This window comes from Novosphingobium sp. CF614, from assembly GCF_900113255.1.
Taxonomy (GTDB): domain Bacteria; phylum Pseudomonadota; class Alphaproteobacteria; order Sphingomonadales; family Sphingomonadaceae; genus Novosphingobium.
Genome location: NZ_FOOR01000006.1, coordinates 143,737 through 165,546, shown reverse-complemented (window position 1 = coordinate 165,546; position 21,810 = coordinate 143,737). Strand labels below are relative to the sequence as shown.

Genomic DNA, 21,810 nt, shown 5'->3' with positions numbered 1-21,810 from the left:
AGGCGCCCCCTCCACCACCGCTTCGCGGTGGTCCCCCTCCCCCGATGGGGGAGGATTTTCAGCTTTTCACTCCTCACAGCAACCTCGCGTTCACCACGGCGCCGCCCCGCGTCAGCCGGATCGCATCGCCGATTTCCTCGTCCAGCACCGGCTTGCCGGCTTCCTTGTCCCAGAACGCCGAGAGGAAGTTCAGCAGGTTGCGGGCATAGAGCGCCGAGGCGTCCGCCGGGAGATGCGCGGGGGTGTTGGCATAGCCGATGATCTTGACGCCGTGCTTCTCGACCACCTCGTCCGCGATCGAACCTTCGACATTGCCGCCTTGCGGCGCGGCGAGGTCGAAGATCACGCTGCCGGCCTTCATCGTCGCGATCTGCGCCTGGGTGATGAGGCGCGGGGCGGGGCGGCCGGGAATCAGCGCGGTCGTGATGACGATGTCCTGCTTGGCGATGTGCGACGAAACCAGCTCGGCCTGCGCCTTCTGGTATTCCTCGGACATCTCGGTGGCATAGCCGCCGCTGCCCTCGCCCTCGATCCCGGCGACGTTCTCGACGAAGATCGGCTTGGCGCCCAGCGAGAGGATCTGCTCCTTGGTGGCCGAGCGCACGTCGGTCGCGGAGACTTGCGCGCCCAGGCGCCGGGCGGTGGCGATGGCCTGCAGGCCGGCGACGCCCACGCCCATGACGAAGCACTTGGCCGCGCTGATCGTCCCGGCGGCGGTCATCATCATCGGGAAGGCGCGGCCGTAAATGTCGGCGGCGGCGATCACCGCCTTGTAGCCGGCGAGGTTCGACTGGCTGGAGAGCACGTCCATCGATTGCGCGCGGGTGATGCGCGGCATGAATTCCATGGCCAGCGCCTCGATCCCGGCGGCGGCATAGGCGTCGACCCGCGCGCGCCCGCCGGCGGGGCCCTGGCCGAACGGATCGAGCGTCGCCACCACCCAGGCCCCCGGCTTTGCCGCGCCCAGTTGCGCCGGATCGGGTCCCTGCACGCCGAGCACGATGTCCGCCCCCGCCAGCACCGCGTCGGCCAGGCCGACTTCCGCCCCGGCGGCGCGGTAGTCCTCGTCCGAAATGCTGGCGGCGATGCCGGCCCCGCTCTCGACCGCGACCCGCGCGCCAAGGGCGATCAGCTTCTTCACCGTCTCCGGCGTGGCCGAAACGCGTGTCTCGCCCGTCGCGCGTTCCTTGAGAACCGCGATCCGTTGGCCCTGCGGAGCCGTCACTTCAAGAATTCCCGGTCAGGATGAAATCAGGCCGACGACGATCGCGACAACCACGATGCAAAGGCCGGTGCCCCAGGTCGCGGCCTTGATGAAAGTGTTGTAGGTCGCCTGCGCCGCCTTCATGTCGTTGCCCGAAGCCATGAACTCTATTCCCCTGAGGTTTCGTTGGATCGGCACCGCTCTAGCCGGGGTGGCTCTTTGGCTCAAGTGCGAAGCCACCGTTATCGGTGCTGACGGCACGGTTCGCCGGAACCCTCCACCGCGAGCGGCCAGCCCCCCATTTCAGGCTTAATTCCGTCTTTACCCGATTGGCCTATGCCGAATGCCCCGACCCGAGGAGGCTGAGCGAAGCGGCATCACAATGGCTGACCTGGACCAACGCCTTCTCATGCTCATCGACGATGAACCGGCGCAGAGCCGGCTCATCTCGGCGCTGGCATCGCGCGAGGGTTGGCGCACGGTCATCGCGCGCGACGCGGAAACCGCGATCGCCACGCTCGGGACGCGCCAGGGCATGCAGCTGTCCGCCATCATCCTCGACCAGTGGGTGCCCGGGGAGGACGCCTGCGCCTTGATCGCGGAGCTGAAGTCGCGCCGTCCCGCCCTGCCGATCCTGATGCTCACCGCCAGCACTTCGCCGCTGCTCGCGGTCGAGGCGATGCGCGCGGGGGCCGCCGACTATCTGGTGAAGCCGGTCGCGCCCGATCGGCTGATGCACGCGCTCCGGGCGGCCACCACGCGCGAGGCGCCGCGCGACGAGCTGGCGCCGCTGACGGAAAAGATGCCGTCGAACCCCGATTTCGAATCGATGATCGGGGCCTCGCCCAACTTCCGCAAGGCGCTCGCCGTCGCCGCGAAAGCGGCGCGCGGCCACGGTCCGGTCCTGATCGAGGGCGAGAGCGGGTCCGGCAAGGAAATGCTGATCCGGGCGATGCACGCGGCTTCCGCCCGCGCGAAGATGCCGCTCAGGATCGTCAACATCGGCGGGCTGCCGGGCAATTCCCTGGAATCGGTGTTGTTCGGTCATGAAAAAGGCGCCTTCCCCGGCGCCTTCGACCGCCAGATCGGCGCCCTTCAGCACTGCGACGGCGCCACCCTTGCGCTGGACGAAGTGGATAGGCTGCCGCTCCCGGTGCAGGAACGCCTGCTCGAATCGATCCGCAAGAGCGATGTGCGCCCGATCGGCGCCCGCCATTCGTTCCGCATCGACGTGCGCCTGATCGCCGCCAGCAACCTGCCGCTCCAGGACCTCGTCAGCGAAGGGCACTTCCTGCCCGAGCTGCTGGAGGCGCTTTCGCCGACCAAGGTATTCCTGCCGCCGCTGCGCGAACGCACCGGAGACATCCCCGCCCTCACCCGCTTCTTCCTCGCCCGCATCGGCGAGCAGCCGGGCCTGCGCGAACTGGGCATCACCGATGGCGCGCTTTCGCTGCTGGCCGCCTACGACTGGCCCGGCAACGTGCGCCAGCTCCAGGCGGTGCTGTTTCGCGCCGCCGTGTTCTGCGACGGCGATGCGCTGACCTCGGAAGACTTTCCACAGCTTCTCAACATCCTTGGCGCAGGCCCGTCCAACGTCGCCGGCAACCCGATGCAGGAAAGCTCCGGCGTCATGCTTTACACGCCCGACGGCAACTTGCGCCCGCTGGAAGAGATCGAGGCGGACGTCATCCGCCTTGCCATCGGCCTCTATCGCGGCCGCATGACCGAAGTGGCGCGGCGACTCGGGATCGGCCGCTCCACGCTCTACCGCAAGCTGAGCGAACTGGGCATCGACAACGCCGCCTGAACGCGCGATAATTCCCGCCAACAGATTTTACGGGAGTTTCCAGACTTGGTCCAGTGACACCGCCTCGGCGGATCGTTCCTCACGTGAACGGCAGGCTTGCCGTTCGCTGGCCATGTCATCGAAAGGAAATCCCATGCCCTCTTTCCACGGCAAGTCCGCGCTCGTTACCGGCGCGGCATCCGGCATCGGCGCGGCCTGCGTCGCCTGGCTGGCGTCGCGCGGCGTCGCACGCTTCATTCTGGTCGATCTCGACGCCGCCGGGCTCGACCGGCTCGACCCCGGCGGCGAAGTCCTGCGGTTCGCCGGCGACGTCGCCGATCCGCGGCTGTGGTCGGCGCTCGCCGAACGGTGCGGCAGGCTCGACCTCGCGGTGCTCAACGCCGGGCGCGCCGGCTCCGCGCCAGTCGTCGATCTCGACTTTGCCGCATGGCGGGCCATGCTTTCGACCAATCTCGACGGCATGTTGCTGTCGCTGCAATGCGCCATGCGCGCGATGATCGGGTCGGGGACCGGGTCGGGTGGCAGCATCGTGCTCACTGCCTCGGTCAGCGGCTTGAAGGCGGAGCCGGGAACGGCGGCCTATGCGGTGAGCAAGGCGGGCGTCATCCAACTGGCAAAAGTCGCCGCCAGGGAAGGAGCTTCCCGGGCCATCCGCGTCAATGCGATCGCTCCAGGCGGTGTCGATACGCCGATCTGGGACGAGGTGGAGATGTTTCGCGATCTGGTTGCCGAACAGGGCGGCCGGGACGCTGCCATCGCCGCCATGGGCCGGATCGCGACGCCGCTCGGCCGCTTTGCCGGGGCCGATGAGATTGCCGGGCAGATCGGCTTTCTGCTGTCCGACGCGGCCGCCACGATCACCGGCGCCGTTCTCGTCAGCGATGGCGGCTACAGCTTGTAGCCGCCATCGGCGGGTTCAATCCTCGAAATAGACGCGCGGGACGCGGTAGCCCTTCTTCTCCATCGCCTTCACGTAGTGCTGGCGATTGTCCTTCAGTTCATGCGCATATTCGCCCCAGGCGTCGCGCTGATCCTCGATGTCGGTGGAATGGCGCAGGTCGCTGGCGAGTTCCTTCTGCGTTTCGGTCACGTTGATACGGTAGTCGTACCACTTGCTGTTCTCGATCCCCCCGATCGGCGACTGGATGATGCGCGATTCCTCGTGGCGGGCAACGCTCTCCTCGTACATCATCGGCTGAGCCGCCAGCGCGACGGTGGCCGGCGCCGCCAGCAGTCCGGCAAGGGCGAGGCGAAAGATGGTGCTGTGCTTCATGGCTGTTTACCCTTCTCGAAACGACGCAAGGCCCGATTGCCCGCGCTTCGAAGTGAGCAACGAACCAACCCGCGATTTTCATCCCGCGGGAGGGACGAAGCGTGCGGGACGCGCGGTTTATGCCGCAACTGTTCCCCCGCCCGTCCCAGGCTTGTCGAGTCCCAAGCTTATCGAGGGTTTTGGTGCCTGTGTCCTTCGACCAGCTCAGGACGAGCGGAGGTGGACCGGATGTTCCAGCATGCCTGGACCGCCCGCCCGCGAGCGATCAGTACCGGACGATCTCGACGCGGCGATTGCCAGGATCCGACGCGCTGGTGCCGTCGCGCGGATGCTGGAAACCATAGCCGACCGCGCGCAGCCTGTCCTGCGGCACGCCGTGATCGACCAGATATTGCACCACCGCCTGCGCGCGGTCGCGCGAAAGCCGCAGGTTGTAGGCGGGGGAACCGATATTGTCGGTATGCCCCTCGATCACGAACTGGCGCGTGCCCGCGTTCTCCTTGAGCTGGCGCGCGAAAATGTCGGCCTGGTTGCGGGCTTCGGGAGTCAGCTGGGCCGAACCGAGTTCGAAGCTCAGCCGCATGTCGAGGGACTTGCGCGTCGAAGGCATGGCCATCTTGCCGACACCGCTCGAAGCGCGGGCGGCGGCGGGACGGCTGGTGTTGACATAGCGTGCCGCATTGCCGCTCTTCGCGGGGCGTGGACCATTGGCGGGGACCTTTCCGGCGCTCGGCGCGCCGGTGGAAAGGTGGAATCCCCGGGTCTCCCCGACCGGACAGACGCCGGTGACCATGCAGTCATCATCGGCGGCGCTTGCCTGGCCTGCGTTCCGCGTATTCGCGGCCTTGGCCTCGTCACACCCGGAAACGAAACACTTGACCTCGTCCTCGCTGACGGCGGCGTCCTGCGCCCAGGCCACTTGCGCGACTGCAAACAAGGAAACGCCCATCAGTGCCGCAATTGAAGCCTTAGACATGACAGACTTCCCCTATCCATCGCCAAATCGATTCGACACCTGGCTGATAAACCTTGACCGGAATGCAAACAACCTTTGCGCAAGGCCTTAACTGACCCTGTCATGAAACCGGACTTTGGCAACCATGAACCCTGCAAGATGAGCGTGCAATTAATTTGGCTTGCCGGCCGATCAATTTGTGCGATCACCGCCCTCAACTGAAAACGGCGAAAGTCGAGGGAGAGAATGCAGGACACGCAACTGGCCGCCGCTCGTTCTGGTTCCCATTCGTCGCCAAGCCCACCGGCGCGTGCGCCGGCCACTCCGCCGGCCACTCCGCTCTGGGGTCTGGCAAGCCTGGTCCTGGCCTCCGTCGCCGCCATCGCCGTCCTGCTCGGCGTGCCGTATGTCTTCGGCCTGCTGCTGCGAATCCCGGCGATCGCGGCGATGCCGGCGGCGGCGATCGAATCGCTGTTCACGCTCGCGACCTTCGGCCTGCTGGCCCTGGCGGCCTACGCGGCGGTGCGGATGGGCCGCATCGCGGTGCCGCTGGGAACCCGCCGGGGGTTGATGGCGGGAAGCGGGGTGGGGCTCGGCGTGCTGGCGCTGGCCGTCTCGGCGGCGCTGTGCGCGATCGCCGGCACCGCGCAGGAGGGGATGCCCGCGAAGGAAGGCATGGGCCTGCTGCTGCTCGAAACCGTGCTGCTGCTGATCCAGAGCGGAGCGGAGGAATATTATTTCCGAGGTTGGCTGCAGGCCGACCTGCAACGGCGCTGGGGCGCATGGCCGGCGCTGGGCGCGGCGGCGCTGCTCTTCGCCGCGCTGCACTTCATTGCCGCCGCCAGCGATCCGCTCAGTTTCGTGACGCTGCTGCTGGGCGGGCTGCTGTTCGGCCTGGCCTATCGGAAATCCGGCTCGTTCCTGCTCCCCTGGGGCCTGCACTTCGGGTGGAACTGGGCGGAGGAGCTGCTGTTCGGGCTCTACCCAAACCCGGGATCGGGCACGTTCGGAACGCTGCTCAACATCGACCTGGCCGGCTCCGGCTGGTGGGGTGGGACCAGCGAGGGGCTCAACGCGAGCCTTTCCTCCGTCATCGCGCTCGTCGCCGTGCTCACCGCCGTGGGGGCCTGGCCGAACTCCACCGCGACCGCCGCTGGCCCTTGGGTCAAGGGGAAACCTGCGCGCGGCTGACGTCGATCCGGTCGCGCACCTTCCCGAATTGCGCGAGCTGGGAGCCGGTCAGGATCTTGCGCTGGCTGCTGTCGTTGGCGGCGAGAATGCCGAGGGGATCGATCGCCCCGCCGTTCATGTGCACCTCGTAGTGCAGGTGCGGTCCCGTGGTGCAGGTGCCGGTGACGCCGACATAGCCGATGGTCTCGCCCTGATTGACGTGCTGGCTGGCATGCAGGCCCTCGGCATAGCGGCTGAGATGGAAATAGCGGGTCTGCATCCCCTTGTCGTGATCGATGATAACCCAGTTGCCGCCGCACGAATTGGGCGAAGCGGTGCTGACGATGCCGGGAGCGGCCGCATAAATCGGGGTGCCGATCGGCGCGGCGAAGTCCACGCCCTTGTGCATTCGGGTATAGTGCAGCACCGGGTGGAAGCGCATCCCGAACTTCGAGGTGATGTGCGCACCGTCGACGGGCGTGCGCATGAACGAGCGTGCCACCGTGCGCCCGCTCGCATCGTACCACTCCTCGGGCCCGCCGGGTTGCTGGAAGCGGTAGACCGCGGCGGACTTGGTCTGCGTCGTCAGCGAGGCGTAGAGCAGCGTAGGCGCGCCCTGCGCTTCGCCCTGGGCATTGACCTTCTGCGAATAGGCGAGTTCGAACGCATCGCCCGCGGCCACTTCGCGCTGGAAATCGAAGTCGAACGACAGCGCCTTGGCGAAAGGAGAAATCAGGCTGTTGGGCACGCCGACGGCCACCGCCGAAGTGTAAAAGCTGTCGCCGTCCATGATGCCGTGGCTGACCATGATCCGCTCCTCGATCTGCGGCGCCACGCGGTTGCTGGTCAAGCCGCCGCCATCCGCCAGGCGGACGACCACGCCCGAGCTGTCGCTGTTCGAGGCCTCGAGGCGGACGAAGCGGAGCACGCCGCCCTTGCCGTGCATGACCAGCGCGGCGTGAATGTTGCCTTCCGCGCTCAGCGCCGGGGCGGCGGCGGCGGCAACTTTCGCTGCCATCTCCGCGGAAAGCCCGAAGCTTTGCAGGGCGCCGCGCAGTTCGCCGGAACCGGAAAGCTGGATCGTGCGGCGGATCTCCCGGACGCCGGGTTCGATCGCGGGAGTGCCGCCCTGCGCGATGATCGCGGCGCCTTGCTCGCCTGGCCGCGCCAGCCAGGCGGTGAGCGCGCCCGCCAGGATCACCCCCGCGCCCAACCCCAGGCTCAGCAGCTGGCGCTGCCGCACGGAGCGCCGGACACCATGCGCCTCCATGGCCCGTTCGGGCGACCACTGCCCGGCCCAGGCGCGCGGATCGTAGGAATTCACGAAATGATCGCCCATGCACCCGTTCCCCGCAGCCGCGCCGCCCCTCTGCCCCGCCGGCGCGAAACAAGCGAATGCGTAATGACGGCCTGTTCCTAACGAATAGACGCTGTTGCCGAAATTGGAATTGGCGGTCTATGAGGCGCTAGGCGACGAACACGTCAAAGCGCGCCTCAGCCACGCCGTTGGCAAGTTTACGGCCTACGCAGTCGGGGAGCTGGACCGGTGATACCGATACGGGCGGAATGGCAGGCGGTCACCGATGTCGGGGCCGTGCGCAAGCTGAACGAAGACCGCTACTTTGCTTCCGACGAACTCGGCACCTGGATCGTCGCGGACGGCATGGGCGGGCTGGAGCGCGGGGACTGGGCCTCCACGCAAGTCGTGGAGGCGGTCGCCGGCATCGGCTATGATCCCAGTGTCGCGGCGATGGTCGAAAGGACCCGCGCGGCGCTGGAAATGGCCAACGAACGCATCCTTGCCGAAGCCGAGCAGGCCGGCAAGCAGATGGGATCGACCGCGGTGGTGCTGATAATCCGCGAGCGCGCCTTCGCCGTCGCCTGGGTGGGAGACAGCCGAGCCTACCTGCTGCGCGGCAACCGGCTCTATCGCCTCACGCGCGATCACAGCCAGGTCCAGGAACTGATCGACCATGGCGTGATCGACGAAACGGCGGCCGCCACCCATCCCTTGCGCAATGTCCTCACCCGCGCCGTCGGGGTCGCCAGGCCGCTGGTGATGGACAGCATCACCGATACGCTGCAGGATGAGGATCTCTTGCTGCTGTGCAGCGACGGGCTCTATGGCGTGATCGGTGAGCAGGAGATGGAAGCGACGCTGGCCAGCCAACCTTTCGAACGCGCCGCGCGGATCATGGTGGAACGCTGCCACGAACTCGGCGCGCCGGACAATATCACGCTGATCGGAGTCTCCACTTGCGAGGTCACGCTGGTCCACTACGGCGCCGCCGGACCGGAGGCCTGAGGGTGAACGAGGAGCACGACGAGAAGGACGAAAAGGACGAGACCGTCTTCCAGCCCTCGCAGTTCGGGCGCAAGCCGGCGGACGCAGACGCACCTGGCGCGCCGGGGCCGCCCATTCCTTCCGCCCCCGTTCCTTCCACCGCTGAAGGGGCCGAGGAAGAAGGCACCGTGTTCGCCGCTTCTCCCTCTTCGGTGCTCCCGCCCGCCGCACCGCCGCCCGCCGAAGACGCGGGCGAGGAAGGCACCGTGTTCGCCGCACCGGGAGCCGTGTCCCGCGCGCCGCCGCCCGAGTATACGCCGCCGATGACGGCCCCGCCCGCTGCGTCCTCCCGCCGGGGCAACACTTCGCCGATCGACGTGGGCGCCGTGCTCAACCACATGTTCGAAGTCAGGCGCTTCCTTGCGCGCGGCGGCATGGGCGAAGTGTTCGAAGCCGTGAACATCGCCAGTGGAGAGCGGGTGGCGATCAAGGTCATCCTGCCCGAACTGGCCGCCGATCCCAATGTGATGGCGATGTTCCAGAAGGAGGCCCAGGCCCTCACCAACCTCTCGCACCCGGCGGTGGTGCGCTATCGCGGTTTCGCGCTGGAGCCGCAGCTTGGCTGCTACTACATCGCCACCGGCTTCATCGACGGGCGCAACTTGTCGGACGTGCTCGGCAAGTCGACACTGAGCGAGGACGAACTGTTCGAGCTTGCCCGCCGCCTTGCCGAAGGCCTCAAGGAAGCGCACGAACTGGGCGTCGTCCATCGCGATATCTCGCCCGACAACGTCATTCTCGATGGCGACCGGCTGGATCGGCCCAAGATCATCGACTTCGGCATCGTCAAGGAAACCGATCCCGGTTCCAAAACCATCATCGGCGATGGCTTCGCCGGCAAGCCCAGCTACGTCGCGCCCGAACAGCTCGGCGATTTCGACAAGCAGGTCGGGCCCTGGTCGGACATCTATTCGCTGGCGCTCGTCATCCTGGCGATGGCGCAGGGCCGCAAGCCGGACCTGGGCGGACTTCCCGCCGAAGCCATCATGAAGCGCCGCAGCGGTGTCGACACCAGCGCGGTGCCCGCTCGGCTGCGCCCGGTGATCGACAGCATGCTGGCCGCCGATCCGCAACAGCGCCTGCGCTCGATGGATGAGGTCATCGCGGCGCTCGACCAGGCGAAAGCGGGCAAGGGCCCCAGGCCGCCCAAGGCGAAGACACCGAAGCGACCCGCCGCGACCGGGCAGGCGGGCCGTGGGATGAAGCTGCCGCCCAGGCCTTACCTGGTCGGCGGCGGCGCCCTGCTGGGAACCGTGCTGCTGGCAAGTATCGGCTATCTGACCTTGAGCGGCGGCGAGGTCGTGATCGGTGACACGGACACGGCGCAAACCGCCTCCGCTGCCCCCGGGGCCTCGCTCGAACACGTCGACGGCGCGGTCCAGGCCGCGCTGCCTTCCATTCCCTGCTCCTGGATGACCGTGCGCACCGCGCGCGACGGAAGCGGGTACTCGGTGATCGCCAGCGGCGTTGCCGGCGCGCCGCTGGAGGCCGAGAACGGTATCCTCCAGGCGGCGCGCAAAGCCGGCGCCGAACCGGGGACCGATTTCGGCGGCATCGCCCGGATCGACCAGAGCTACTGCCCGATCCTGGACGAACTGGGCAAGTTTCGTGATTCCTCCGCCGAGCGGATGACGCGAAAGCAGCCGGAATACGAGCTCGATCTGGTCGAACAGGGCGAATACGCGGGCCAGATCGGCACGCATGTCGTCACCGACCTGGCGCTCGACGGCATCACCGGCGATTATGCGCTCTATTCGATCGAGAAGTCGAACGTAATCACGCAGTTCGTTGCCGACCGCAGCGTGCTGCCCCAAAACGTCAACGGCGCGTCGATCCAGAAGCTGCCCGGGATCGAAAACTATCGGCTGGACATCGAAACCAATGCCAAGCCGGGATGGGCGGGTATCGTGCTGATTACCGGCAAGGGGAGCTTCACCCCCGATGCCCTCAGCGACCTCGCCACGCCGGCCGGCAAGGCCGCGTTCGAGCAGCGCGCGAAGGCGAACGACTGGAAAGTCCAGATCGTGTGGTACAAGTTCATCGACAATCAGCCGAACACCGGAACCGGTGCCGGAACCGCCGCCGCCCCTTCGGCGCCGCCCGCCGCTAGCTATTGACGGCTTCGGCGTACCGTCTGGCCAGCGCCTGGGCGAAGGTTTCCACGAAGCCGTCCTTGGCATCGAACGCGCGTTCGTAGGCTTTCCATGCCTCGGCATCGCCGCGCGCGTTGTGCTTGATCGCCTTGGGCGAGAACTGGTCGAGCGCGCGGTGAAAGCTTTCCTGCATCGCGCCCAGCATCGCGCGCTGGTGCGCATCCAGATCACGGCACAACGCGTCGACTTGCGCAGCCGCCTCTCCGGGCTGCGCGGCCAGCAGGCGCAGCAGCAGTTCCTCGACCGAGCCCGCCGAAGCCAGCCCTGCCACCTCCGTGCCATTCCCGGCGATCGCCAGATCCTCGCGCGCCTTGCGCCGGTCCTGCGCGAGGCGGACCAGCCCGGCAAGGCTGGCGCGCAGGGCCGCGCCCGCCACCGCCAGCACCTGCTGATCTGCCGCGCCGACTTGTCCGCGCGAAAGACCGGCGGCCTGCAACAACACGCCCACCAGATCCGGCCCGCCCGCCGCCGGTGGCGCTCCCCAGCCGGAGGGCGCTTGCGTTCCCGCAAGCTGGGTTGCGCCCGCTTGTCCGGCGGGCCTGCCCCAGCCGTCACGGGCGGCGGGCTGCACCGCCGGCGCTGCACTCGCCGACGAATCCAGCATGGCCGCGATCTCGGTATCGCCCACCCTGACCACGTCGCCGTTGCGCAGAAAATAGGGAGCCGACAGGCGCTGGCCGTTGACGAACGTGCCGCCGGTGCTGCTGTCCACCAGCCGCCAGGCCGCGCCTTCCCCGCTGATGGTGCAATGGCGCCGCGATACCGCCGGGCTCGACAGCAGCAGGTCCGCGCCTGCGCCGCGCCCGATCACCACTTCGCCGCGCTCGATCCGGAGCGGCGCGATTCCCGCGCCCGGCGATCCGCCCGGTAGCCCCTGACTGTTGCGTACCGCGAGAATAAGGGGCATCTCAACTCCGCAAATTGTTTGCGCCGTTTGTAGACGTGCGGCGATAATTCGCAATACTGGGGGAGGAAAACTTGAAACAGCCTCGAACCGCTTACGATGATGTCCAGTATCCTTCGGGACTGTATCGTACCACCCATCCCGATCACCTTGCGGCAATGGCCCGGCTCCACGGTCTTGCCGCTGCCGATCCGCGCAAGGCCCGCGTTCTGGAGGTCGCCGGCGGTGACGGTTTCAACGTGCTGGCCATGGCCGCCGCCCTACCCGACGCCCGGTTCGTCAACATCGACCTCGCGTCCAGCGCGGTTGCCCGGGGCCAGGCGCTCGCGGACGTGGCCGGGCTCGCCAATGCCCGCATCGAAGTGGCCGACGTGGTCGAAGCCGCGGGCAGCCTGGAGGACGAATTCGACTATGTAATCGTCCACGGCCTCTACGCCTGGGTTTCGCCGCCCGTGCAGGAAGCGACGCTGCGGCTGATCGACCGCGTGCTCGCGCCGGAAGGCATCGCCTATATCAGCTACAACGCCCTGCCCGGCTGCCATCTGCGCAAGGCAGTGCGCGAGATGCTGCTCTACGAACTGCGCGGCGTGGCGGACAGCGCGGACCGCCTGCGCCACGCGCTGGTCATCCTGGAGGACTTCGCCAAGCCGCGGGAGGACGATGGCCTGCCCCAGGCCGCGCTGCGCAAGACCGCGCAGCTCATGGTCGAAAAGAACCGGGATTCGTTGTTCCATGACGAACTGGGCGATGTCTACGATCCCAAGGCGCTCCATGAAATCGTGGCGGAGGCCGGGCGGCACGACCTGGCTTATCTGACCGACTCGCAGCCCGGTGGCCTGTTCCACGGGCTGCCCGGCGAACCGCTCGACGATGCGGCGGTGGTCCGGCTGGCGCAGCTTGCCGACTATCGCGACACCTGCTTCTTCCACCAGTCGCTGTTCATCCGCCCCGGCCGGCATCCGGACCGCGTGGCCGATCCGGCGATGCTGGGTTCCCTGCTTGCCGGTGCGCCGATGGGCCTGCGCCGGACCGGCAGGACGCTGTTCGAAGTCGGCGAGGGCAAGTTCGAGGTCGGCGACGAAGTCCTCGCCGGCTTTCTCGAAAAAGTCATCCGATGCGCGCCGGCCCGCCTGTCGCTGTCATGGGCCGCCGAATCCCACGACTATTGCCAGGCCCTCCTGCATCTTGCCAACCGGGGCATCCTGGAGCTGCATTCGCTGCCATTCCCGGGCGCCATCCAGCCCGGCGAGCGGCCTTGCGCCAACGCATTGGTGCGCGCGATGATCGATCGGGGCGAAACCCGTCTGTTCTCGCTCGACCATCGGCTCATCGCCATCACCGAGGAGGGGCCGCGCTGGTTCCTCTCGCTGCTCGACGGAAGCCGGGACCGCGCGGCGCTGGCGGCGGAATGGGACGCGGCGGGCATGGGGAGCCAGACCGACGTCGATACCGCCATACGCCAGCTGGCACAGGCCGGGATGCTCTCTGCATGACATCCCTCAATGACATCTCTGCGTGACAAGGGCCGGATGACGCGCGGACGAGCGGCTTTCAGATACCCTTGAACAAGGGTTTGCGCTTCTCGACGAAGGACTTGACGCCCTCCAGGAAATCCTCGGTACGGCCCGCCTCGCACTGGCCCCTGCGCTCGGCCTGGAGCGCGGTCTCGAGGCTGGAATCGAGCGCGTCCCAGGCCATGCGCTTTATCAGTCCGAGCGAACGCGGCCCTTGGGCCAGGCCTTTCGCCAGGTTCATCGCCGCCTCGTCCAGTTCCTCGTCAGGCACGACCTTGGTGACAAGGCCCCAGTCGAGCGCGGTCCTGGCGTCGATCTTTTCGCCCAGCAGCATCATCTGCATCGCCCGCACGCGCCCCACCGCCTGGCTCAGCAGGTAAGTGGCGCCGCCGTCCGGCACCAGGCCGACATGGCAGAAGGCGCAGAAGAAATAGGCGTTCTCCGACATCATCACCACGTCGCCCGCCGCCGCCAGGCCGGCGCCGTAACCGGCGGCCGGGCCGCGGATCGCGGTGATTACCGGCTGCGCCATGCGCTTGATCGCCATGATGACCGGGTTGAACGCACGATCGAGCTGGCCGCCGAAGTCCCGCAAGGGATCGGCCAGCATGTCTTGCGCGGCGGACAAGTTCGCGCCCGAGCAGAACCCCCTGCCCTCGCCCGTCAGCACGACCGCCCGCGCCTCCCTGCCGGCACGGTCGAAGGCGTCGACCATCTCGTGCCCCATGTCCTCGGTCACGCCGTTCATGGTCTTCGGGTCGTTGAGCGCGATGCGCGCGACACCATCCTCGACACCATAGAGGATATGCTTATAGGTCATTGAAACTCCCCTGGATAATTCTTCCTTGCTGGCAAAACGGCCTTCTCGGCCTCGCCGGGCATGAGATCGAGCCGATCCTTGCAGGCGGGAATGGCGCGGATCAAGCCCCGGATCGTTCCGGCCCGGAAAATGTCGCCGGCCGCAAGCCGCCGCGCGAAGCCTGGCAAGCCGCTTGCGTCCGGCATGGCCCCGGGACTATCAAACCGGCCGGCGAGCCTTGACGGGCCGGACGGGAGACAACGGCGATGATCGACCATATCGGCATAGGCGCCAGCGATTTCGAAGCATCGAAGCGCTTCTACGACGCGGCGCTGGCCGCGCTCGGCATGGCGCGGATGATGGAGGTTACGGTGGAGCAGACCGGCGGCTATGCCGGCATCGGCTACGGCACGGACGGCAAGCCGTTCTTCTGGCTGGGCAACGACGGGCCGCGCGGCTCCGGCATCCACATCGCCTTCGCCGCCGCCACGCGCGCCGACGTCGATGCCTTCTACGGCGCGGCGATGCAGGCCGGCGGACGCGACAACGGCGGTCCTGGGCTGAGGCCGCATTATCATCCGAATTACTACGGCGCTTTCGTCTTCGATCCCGATGGCATCAATGTCGAAGCGGTGTGCCACACACCGGCGTGATGCCGAACCGCGGTGCGGGGGCTATGCTTCCGCCACAAGCGCCGCGACCAGCGCCCTGACCTTCTTCTGCCGCCATTGCGGCAGCGGCGCGACCAGCCAATAGCCCCGGCGGCAGGGAGCGTCCGTCGCTGCGATACTCCGCGGGCCGGGGGACAGGCCGGGGGGCGCCATGCGGTCCGCCAGTTCCACCGCCAGCAGCGCGGGCACGCGCGCGCGGCCCAGGCCCGACAGGGCCGCTGCGAGCGCCTGTCCGGCATCGCTGACCATGATCGGCGGCTTGGCGTTCTCGCCGTCGTCGAAAGCCCCCTCCTCGTCTCTGACCCCGTCTCCGGCCCCGTCTCCAGTTCCGGCCCCGTCGACAACCGCGCCCGGCTCCGGATCTCCCGGCCAGCCGATCCAGTCGCCGCTGCCCACCACGACCCACTCGGGCTCCCCCAGTGGAACCCCCTCCAGGTCCCCGGGGCCGTCGGTCCATCTCACGGCGAGGTCAAGGTTGGCCTCGGTGAAGTCGGTCATCTCTCCATCCACGAGCACGTAGCGCACGTGCGGATTGTCGGTGCGGAAGGCAGCGAGGCGCGGCGCCAGCCAGGCCGCGAAGAACTCGCGCGGGGCGGCGATGGTGTAGACATGGCTGGATTGGCCGGCCTGCATGGCCTGCACCGCATCCTCGAAGTGAAGGAACCCCGTGCGCAGGGCGGCAAGACCGGCACCGGCCTCTTCGGTGAGTTCCAGACCCTTGCTGGTGCGGCGGAACAGGACGACGCCGAGCAGATCCTCGAGCGCGCGAATCTGCTGGCCGACGGCGGCGGGGGTAACCGCCAGCTCGTCCGCCGCGCGCGTGAACGAGAGGTGCCGGGCCGCCGCATCGAAGACGCGCAGGGCGTTGAGGGGCAGGTGCGTGCGCTTCATGGCGCTTCCCTATGCCCGGTGGGCGCCGGGAGCAATCATGTTCCGGCCGACAGAACGAAGGCGGGGCAGATTTTGAACGCGATGCCCTGCGGGCAACCAGCGGGCCCGCGATGACGGGGAATTACCCGGCGGTGGCAGGTGCCGCCAGGGGAAAGAAGGGAATCAGCGCCTTGAACTGGCGCCCGTCGCTGCGACGGAAAGTGTAGTGACCCTCCATGCTGCCTTGCGGAGTCGAGAGCGGGCAGCCGGAAACATAGTCATGGCTCGCGCCCGGCCGAAGCACCGGCTGCTCGCCGACGACGCCGTCGCCATCGACGATGCTGACTTCCCCGTTGCCATCGGTGATGCGCCAGTGGCGCGTCATCAGTTGCAAGGTGTAGCCGGTATCGTTTTCCAGGCGGATGTGATACACCCAGAACCACTTGCCCGCCTCGATGCGCGATTGCTCGGGCAGGAAATTCACCGCGACACGGACCGTCAGGCCGTCGGTGATGGCGGTATGCTGGAACAGTTCCTTCATCTCACGGGGGAGCCTAACGACGAAACCGCAAGGCTTCAACTGCCTTGCGAACACTTTGCCACACAGTCGTCACCACGACTTCACGGCGGCTTCACGCGATCGAGGCCGCCGGGCATTCCAGGCTCCAGCGAAAGCCCTCGGGCGGATATTCGGCGGAAATCCGCGCCTCCAGCTTTACGCGCGGCACGTCGATCATGATGCGCGTGCCGAAGCCCTGGCGTTCGGGCGGATGCACCGGCGGGCCGCCGCTCTCGGCCCATTCGATGCGGAAGAGCGCCCGGCCGCCCCCTTCCCCCAGCGACCAGCGCACGGCGACTCGCCCTTCGGGGACCGAGAGCGCGCCGTACTTGATCGCGTTCGTTCCCATTTCGTGGAAAGCCATGGCCAGCGCCTCGGCGGCGCCGGGCGAAAGCAGGACCTGCGGCCCCTCGCATGTGATCTGCACCCGCGAATCGCCGAGCGAACGCAGCTGTGCCTCGATCATCTCCTGCACGGGAATGCGCGACCAGGCGCGGCGCACCAGCACATCCTGATTGGCCGCCAGCCCCTGGATGCGGTGTTCGAGGCGTTCGATGAAATCCTCCCGCCCCACGTCGGTGCGGCGCGCCAGCGACTGGACGATCGCCAGCATGTTCTTGCTGCGGTGGTTCACTTCCTGCAACAGCAGTTCGATACGCTCCTCCGCCTCGCGCATCTCGGTCACATCGGTGGCGGTCGCGAACCAGCAGATGACTTTTCCCGCCACATCCTGGATCGATACCGCGCGCGACAGGAACCAGCGATAGTGTCCATCCTTGCCGCGCAGCGGATAAGTATCCTCCCAGTTCTCTCCGCTCGCCAGCGTCGGGAGGCGTCCCGCCAGGACCCGCTCCAGGTGATCGGGATGCAACGCGGCCTGCCAGCGCCCTTCCAGCGCATCCTCGATCGACATGCCGGTGTACTCGGCCCACCGCTTGTTGGCCCAGATGATCCGTCCCTGGTCGTTGGCGATCCAGGCGATCTGGGCGATATTGTCCGCCATCAACCGGAAGCGTCGCTCGCTCTCTTCCAGCCGCGCGCGCAGCCGCAGGCTTCCGGTGATGTCGCGCGCGATCTTGCTGGCGGCGATCACGGCGCCGTTACCGTCAAGCACCGGCGAAACGGTGATGGCCAGATCGATCTCGCTGCCGTCCTTGCGCAGGCGCACGGTCTCGAAAGTGGGCACGCGCCTGCCCTGGCGGATACTGGCGATGATCTCGTCTTCTTCGGCCTGGCGCTCCCGCGGGATCAGCGTGCGCACGTTCCTGCCGACGATCTCCTCGGCGCTCCAGCCGAAGATGCGCTCGGCGGCGGCGTTCCAGCTCAGGATACGACCGGCGAGAGTCTTGCCCACGATCGCATCGTCCGTCGATTCGACGATCGCGGCAAGCAGCGCCGCCGCATCGGCGCCGAGATCTTCTCTATTCAGAGGCCGGCTTTCGCCAGCGCCTGATCGAGATCCTCGATCAGATCGTCGGCATCCTCGAGGCCGACATTGATGCGCAGCATGCCTTCGGAAATGCCCATGGCCTCTCGCCCCTCCGGTCCCATGTTATGGTGCGTGGTGGACGCAGGATGACACATCAGCGAACGCGAGTCGCCAATATTGTTAGAAATATCGATGAGTTGAAGGGCATCGAGCAGCGCGTGGGCCTGGGCGCGGCCGCCATCCAGGACGAAACTGAAGATCGGGCCGCAGGCATCCATCTGCTTTTTCGCCAGCGCCTGCTGCGGATGACCGTCGAGCCAGGGGTGCAGGATCAGCGGCACCCGGCCCGCCACGAACTCACCCACCTTGAGCGCGTTCTCGCTCTGCTTCCTGGCGCGCAGGTCCAGCGTTTCGAGACCCTTCAGCACTACCCAGGCGTTGAACGGCGAAAGGTTCGGGCCGGTGTTGCGCTGGAAGGGCAGCAGCTTTTCATTGATGAAGGCTTCGCTGCCGCAGACCGCGCCTGCCAGCACGCGCCCCTGCCCGTCCATCAGCTTGGTGGCCGAATAGGCGACGACATCCGCCCCGAATTCGAGCGGACGCTGCAGCGCCGCGGTGCAGAAGGCATTGTCGACCACGCTGGTGATGCCGTGGGCCCGGGCCAGGCCGCAGATATGTTCGAGATCGGCCACGTCCATCGTCGGGTTGGCGGGAGTCTCGAAGAAGAAAACCTTGGTGTTCGGGCGAATCGCCGCTTCCCAGGCGGCATTGTCGCAAGCGTCGACCACGGTGACGTCGATGCCGAAGCGCGGCAGCAGGTGATCGCCGAGCCAGCGGCATGAACCGAAGGCGGCGCGCGCCGAAACCATGTGATCGCCGGCGGAAAGCTGGCACAGCAGCGCCGCCGTCATCGCCGCCATTCCCGAAGCCTGGGTCCGGCACGCCTCCGCGCCTTCGAGCAGGGCGATCCGCTCTTCCAGCATCGCCACGGTCGGGTTCTGCAGGCGCGAATACGTCATGCCTTCCTGTTCGCCGGCAAAGCGCGCGGCGACGGTGGCGGCATCGTCGTAGCAATAGCCGGAGGTGAGGAACAGCGCCTCGCTGGTTTCGCCCATTTCCGATCGCCAGGTTCCCCCGCGGATCGCGCGGGTGGCGGGGCGCCAGTTGCGGGTCTGGTTACGGTCCTGTCCGGTCGTGCGTTTCATGCGCCAAGCCTCTAGGAGCGCCGAGGAGCCAAGGCAAGCGCAAGGGCAAGAGCAGCATGTCGTCGCCCTTGCGGTCCGGCGCATTCGTGCCTATCCCGCCCAGCCGATGCCGCTCGCCGCCCGACAGACCCGTGATCCGCTCGGCTGGTGCCTCGTGCTGGTGGCGGTATTCCAGTTGCTGGTGCTGTGGCGCATTGGCGTCCCCTCGCGCTTTTACTTCGACGAAGTTCATTATGTTCCCGCCGCGCGCAAGCTGCTGGACCTGATCCCGGCCAACCGCGAACACCCGATGTTCGGCAAGGAAGTGATTGCGGCGGCGATCCATTTCGTGGGGGACCGTCCGCTGGGCTGGCGCCTGGCGCCGGCATTGTTCGGCGGCCTCGGCCTGTTCGCCTTCTCCCGGCTGGTCTGGCACCTCTCGCAAAGGCGGCGCGCCGCGCTGCTGGCCACGGTGCTGCTGGCGACCAACTTCATGTGGTTCGTCCAGAGCCGCATCTGCATGCTCGACATGATCGAGGCCGCGCTGTGCATGACCGGGCTGTGGCAGTTCGCCGCCGCGCTGCGGACCCGCTCGGCCGGGCGGGCTCGGCTGCGGCTGATGCTCTGCGGGCTCGCCCTGGGCCTTTCGCTCGGCGCCAAGTGGAGCAGCGCGCCGGCGTTGATGATGCCGGGCCTGGCTTTCCTGATCCTGCGCATCCGCGACAGCGGGCTGGCGATCGTCGGCCGGAAGGGCGCGGGGCCGATCAAGGGCATCTCGCTGGCGGAAGCGACGCTGTGGCTGGGGCTGTTCCCGCTCGCCGTCTATTGGGCGACCTACCTGCCGGCGATGTTCTATGCCGACCGGCCCGTCCTGCCCCTCGGTTTCGTGGAGCAGCACGAATACATGATCCGCCTGCAGGAGAGCGTGAAGAAACCCCATCCCTACCGTACCTTCTGGTATCAATGGGTCGTCGACTGGCGGGGGATCTGGTACTTGTTCGAGAATGTCGACGGTGCCCAGCGCGGGATCGTGATGATCGGCAATCCCTTCAGCATGATCGCCGGCCTGTTCGCCCTGCTATGGGGCCTGTGGGCGGCGCTGCTGCGGCGGCGGTTCGATGCGCTGGCCTTCGCGGCGCTCTACGCCGCCTGCCTTGCCATGTGGATCTTCGACGGCAAGCCGGTGCAGTTCTATTACCATTACCTGCTGCCCGGCGCCTTTCTGATGGCGCTGCTGGCGCTGGCGCTGGACGCGCTGTGGGATCGCCGCGACCGCTGGCGCTCGCTGGCGAAAGGGTCCCTGGCCCTCTCCGTGCTGATGTTCGCGGTGTTCTACCCGATCCTCTCGGCCGCGCCGCTGCCGTTCAAGGACGCCTACAATTTCTGGATGTGGCTGCCGAGCTGGCGCTGATGCGCCAACCCGGACCGCCTCCGCGGAACGGGTAGCGACGACGCCTCTTCGACAGCGGTCAGCCCAGCTTGGACTTCAGGATTTCGTTGACCACCTGCGGGTTGGCTTTGCCCTGCATGGCCTTCATCGTCTGGCCGACGAAGAAGCCGAACAGCGCGACTTTGCCGCCCCGGTACTGTTCGACCTTGTCGGCATTGCCGGCAAGTACCTGGTCCACCGCCGCCTCGATCGCGCCGGAATCGGACTCCTGCTTGAGCCCCTCGCGCTCGACGATCACGGCGGCTCCGTTCCCGGTTTCAAGCATGATTTCAAGCACCTGCTTGGCGATCGAGCCCGAAATCGTGCCTATGCCGATCAGTGCCAAAAGTTCCGCTGCTTTTTCGGGAGTTACCGGCGATTCCTCAAGCGACTTGCCCAGCTTGTTGAGCGCGCCGAACAGCTCGGAAATGAGCCAGTTGGCCGCCTGCCTGGCAACTTCGGCGGGCTGCTTGCCCTGCGCCTTGGCGCATTCGCCCAGCAGCAGCTCGAACCAGCGCGCGGTATCGACGTCCGCCGTCAGCACGCCGGCGTTGTAGGGCGAAAGGCCCAGGTCGTGCTCGTAGCGATGGCGCTTGGCATCCGGCAATTCGGGCAGCGAGTTCCGGCACTCTTCCAGGAATGCATCGTCGAGTTCGAGCGGGAGCAGATCCGGATCGGGGAAATAGCGGTAGTCGTGGGCGTCTTCCTTGGACCGCATCGACCGGGTCGAGCCGGTGTTCGGATCGAACAGGCGGGTTTCCTGCACCACCTTGCCACCACTCTCGATCAGGTCGACCTGGCGGTTTGCCTCGTGCTCGATGGTCTGCATGACGAAGCGCACGGAATTGACGTTCTTGGTTTCGGTGCGCGTGCCGAACGGCTCGCCCGGGCGGCGGACGCTGACGTTCACGTCCGCGCGCATCGAGCCCTGGTCCATGTTGCCGTCGCACGAGCCGACATAGCGCAGGATGGTCCTCAGCTTCGACAGGTAAGCTCCTGCCTCGGCGGGAGAACGCATGTCCGGCCGGCTGACGATTTCCATCAGCGCCACGCCCGAACGGTTGAGATCGACGTAGGACATCGTCGGGTGCTGGTCATGCATCAGCTTGCCCGCATCCTGCTCGACGTGGATACGCTCGATGCCGATGGTCTTGGTCGAACCTTCGGGATCCTTCTCGTCAAGCTGGATCTCGATCGAGCCCTCACCCACCAGCGGGTGGTACAGCTGGCTGATCTGGTAGCCCTGCGGCAGGTCGGCATAGAAGTAGTTCTTGCGATCGAAGCGCGACCACTTGTTGATCTGCGCATTGATCGCAAGGCCCGTGCGCACCGCCTGGCGGATGCACTCCCGGTTCGGCACCGGCAGCATCCCCGGCATCGCCGCGTCGACCAGGCTGACCTGCGAATTCGGCTCCGCGCCGAAAGCCGTCGCCGAACCGGAGAACAGCTTGGAATTCGAAGTGACCTGCGCATGGACTTCAAGGCCGATCACGACCTCCCAGTCACCGGTTGCGCCCTGGATGCGATATGTGGATTCGGTCAATG

20 protein-coding genes are annotated in these 21,810 nt (G+C 67.0%); 8 read left to right on the top strand and 12 right to left on the bottom strand.

All coding sequences use genetic code 11. From position 1 onward, the window contains the following. Nucleotides 1-73: 73 nt before the first annotated feature. Both BM052_RS09430 and BM052_RS09425 read right to left on the bottom strand, forming a co-directional pair. Complete coding sequence (locus tag BM052_RS09430) at nucleotides 74-1,225, bottom strand: NAD(P) transhydrogenase subunit alpha (RefSeq protein ID WP_091145937.1); 1,152 nt, start codon at nucleotides 1,223-1,225, stop codon at nucleotides 74-76. Nucleotides 1,226-1,240: 15 nt separating this feature from the next. Continuing rightward, nucleotides 1,241-1,366, bottom strand: coding sequence for an aa3-type cytochrome c oxidase subunit IV (locus BM052_RS09425; protein WP_091145934.1), 126 nt, complete (start codon nucleotides 1,364-1,366; stop codon nucleotides 1,241-1,243). A 220-nt stretch (nucleotides 1,367-1,586) separates the two neighbouring features. On the opposite strand from BM052_RS09425, the gene BM052_RS09420 reads away from it, so the two are divergent. Continuing rightward, entirely contained in the window at nucleotides 1,587-3,011 is a 1,425-nt protein-coding gene (locus BM052_RS09420) for a sigma-54-dependent transcriptional regulator (RefSeq protein ID WP_091145931.1), read from the top strand. Nucleotides 3,012-3,144: 133 nt separating this feature from the next. After that, complete coding sequence (locus BM052_RS09415) at nucleotides 3,145-3,912, top strand: SDR family NAD(P)-dependent oxidoreductase (protein ID WP_177198408.1); 768 nt, start codon at nucleotides 3,145-3,147, stop codon at nucleotides 3,910-3,912. 15 nt (nucleotides 3,913-3,927) lie between these two features. Here the strand turns inward: BM052_RS09415 and BM052_RS09410 are convergent, their stop codons facing one another. Further along, nucleotides 3,928-4,284 carry a hypothetical protein gene (locus BM052_RS09410; RefSeq protein WP_091145927.1) on the bottom strand — a complete coding sequence of 119 codons (357 nt, stop codon included), beginning with the start codon at nucleotides 4,282-4,284 and terminating at the stop codon, nucleotides 3,928-3,930. Between the two features lie 265 nt (nucleotides 4,285-4,549). After that, on the bottom strand, nucleotides 4,550-5,260 hold the full coding sequence (locus BM052_RS09405) for an OmpA family protein (protein ID WP_091145926.1): 711 nt from the start codon (nucleotides 5,258-5,260) through the stop codon (nucleotides 4,550-4,552). A gap of 225 nt (nucleotides 5,261-5,485) precedes the next feature. Between BM052_RS09405 and BM052_RS09400 the strand changes: the two genes are divergently transcribed. Further along, nucleotides 5,486-6,430: a CPBP family intramembrane glutamic endopeptidase gene (locus tag BM052_RS09400; RefSeq protein ID WP_091145923.1), complete on the top strand. Its 945-nt coding sequence runs from the start codon at nucleotides 5,486-5,488 to the stop codon at nucleotides 6,428-6,430. Here BM052_RS09400 and BM052_RS09395 read toward each other — a convergent pair. Continuing rightward, a complete protein-coding gene (locus BM052_RS09395; RefSeq protein WP_091145921.1) occupies nucleotides 6,405-7,748 on the bottom strand; it encodes a M23 family metallopeptidase in 1,344 nt (447 codons plus the stop codon). The two genes, BM052_RS09400 and BM052_RS09395, sit on opposite strands and share 26 nt — an antisense overlap. 207 nt (nucleotides 7,749-7,955) lie before the next feature. On the opposite strand from BM052_RS09395, the gene BM052_RS09390 reads away from it, so the two are divergent. After that, nucleotides 7,956-8,714, top strand: coding sequence for a PP2C family protein-serine/threonine phosphatase (locus BM052_RS09390; protein WP_091145918.1), 759 nt, complete (start codon nucleotides 7,956-7,958; stop codon nucleotides 8,712-8,714). 2 nt (nucleotides 8,715-8,716) lie between these two features. Beyond that, nucleotides 8,717-10,870 carry a serine/threonine protein kinase gene (locus BM052_RS09385; RefSeq protein WP_091145916.1) on the top strand — a complete coding sequence of 718 codons (2,154 nt, stop codon included), beginning with the start codon at nucleotides 8,717-8,719 and terminating at the stop codon, nucleotides 10,868-10,870. On the opposite strand, the gene BM052_RS09380 is transcribed toward BM052_RS09385, so the two are convergent. After that, a complete protein-coding gene (locus tag BM052_RS09380; RefSeq protein ID WP_091145914.1) occupies nucleotides 10,860-11,813 on the bottom strand; it encodes a type VI secretion system-associated FHA domain protein in 954 nt (317 codons plus the stop codon). The genes BM052_RS09385 and BM052_RS09380 overlap by 11 nt on opposite strands. Before the next feature lie 71 nt (nucleotides 11,814-11,884). Here BM052_RS09380 and BM052_RS09375 point away from each other — a divergent pair, with 71 nt between their 5' ends. Further along, complete coding sequence (locus BM052_RS09375; protein ID WP_143084795.1) at nucleotides 11,885-13,303, top strand: methyltransferase domain-containing protein; 1,419 nt, start codon at nucleotides 11,885-11,887, stop codon at nucleotides 13,301-13,303. A gap of 58 nt (nucleotides 13,304-13,361) precedes the next feature. On the opposite strand, the gene BM052_RS09370 is transcribed toward BM052_RS09375, so the two are convergent. After that, a complete protein-coding gene (locus tag BM052_RS09370; protein ID WP_091145909.1) occupies nucleotides 13,362-14,144 on the bottom strand; it encodes an enoyl-CoA hydratase-related protein in 783 nt (260 codons plus the stop codon). 245 nt (nucleotides 14,145-14,389) lie between these two features. Between BM052_RS09370 and BM052_RS09360 the strand changes: the two genes are divergently transcribed. Continuing rightward, nucleotides 14,390-14,776: a VOC family protein gene (locus tag BM052_RS09360; RefSeq protein WP_091145905.1), complete on the top strand. Its 387-nt coding sequence runs from the start codon at nucleotides 14,390-14,392 to the stop codon at nucleotides 14,774-14,776. Nucleotides 14,777-14,797: 21 nt separating this feature from the next. Here BM052_RS09360 and BM052_RS09355 read toward each other — a convergent pair whose 3' ends face one another. The 4 genes from BM052_RS09355 to BM052_RS09340 form a co-directional block, all read right to left on the bottom strand. Continuing rightward, the gene (locus BM052_RS09355) at nucleotides 14,798-15,685 is read right to left on the bottom strand and encodes a LysR family transcriptional regulator (RefSeq protein WP_091145902.1); all 888 of its coding nucleotides are present in this window, start codon (nucleotides 15,683-15,685) and stop codon (nucleotides 14,798-14,800) included. Nucleotides 15,686-15,806: 121 nt separating this feature from the next. Then, nucleotides 15,807-16,205: a Co2+/Mg2+ efflux protein ApaG gene (apaG, locus tag BM052_RS09350; RefSeq protein WP_091145900.1), complete on the bottom strand. Its 399-nt coding sequence runs from the start codon at nucleotides 16,203-16,205 to the stop codon at nucleotides 15,807-15,809. 91 nt (nucleotides 16,206-16,296) lie between these two features. Then, on the bottom strand, nucleotides 16,297-17,616 hold the full coding sequence (locus BM052_RS09345) for a PAS domain S-box protein (protein ID WP_255406058.1): 1,320 nt from the start codon (nucleotides 17,614-17,616) through the stop codon (nucleotides 16,297-16,299). 32 nt (nucleotides 17,617-17,648) lie between these two features. Further along, nucleotides 17,649-18,857 (bottom strand): trans-sulfuration enzyme family protein, encoded by a 1,209-nt coding sequence (locus tag BM052_RS09340; protein WP_091145894.1) that lies wholly within the window; start codon nucleotides 18,855-18,857, stop codon nucleotides 17,649-17,651. Between the two features lie 106 nt (nucleotides 18,858-18,963). On the opposite strand from BM052_RS09340, the gene BM052_RS09335 reads away from it, so the two are divergent. Then, on the top strand, nucleotides 18,964-20,247 hold the full coding sequence (locus BM052_RS09335) for a phospholipid carrier-dependent glycosyltransferase (protein WP_091145893.1): 1,284 nt from the start codon (nucleotides 18,964-18,966) through the stop codon (nucleotides 20,245-20,247). A 58-nt stretch (nucleotides 20,248-20,305) separates the two neighbouring features. On the opposite strand, the gene gatB is transcribed toward BM052_RS09335, so the two are convergent. Then, complete coding sequence (gene gatB / locus BM052_RS09330; RefSeq protein ID WP_091145890.1) at nucleotides 20,306-21,808, bottom strand: Asp-tRNA(Asn)/Glu-tRNA(Gln) amidotransferase subunit GatB; 1,503 nt, start codon at nucleotides 21,806-21,808, stop codon at nucleotides 20,306-20,308. Between the last annotated feature and the right edge of the window lie 2 nt (nucleotides 21,809-21,810).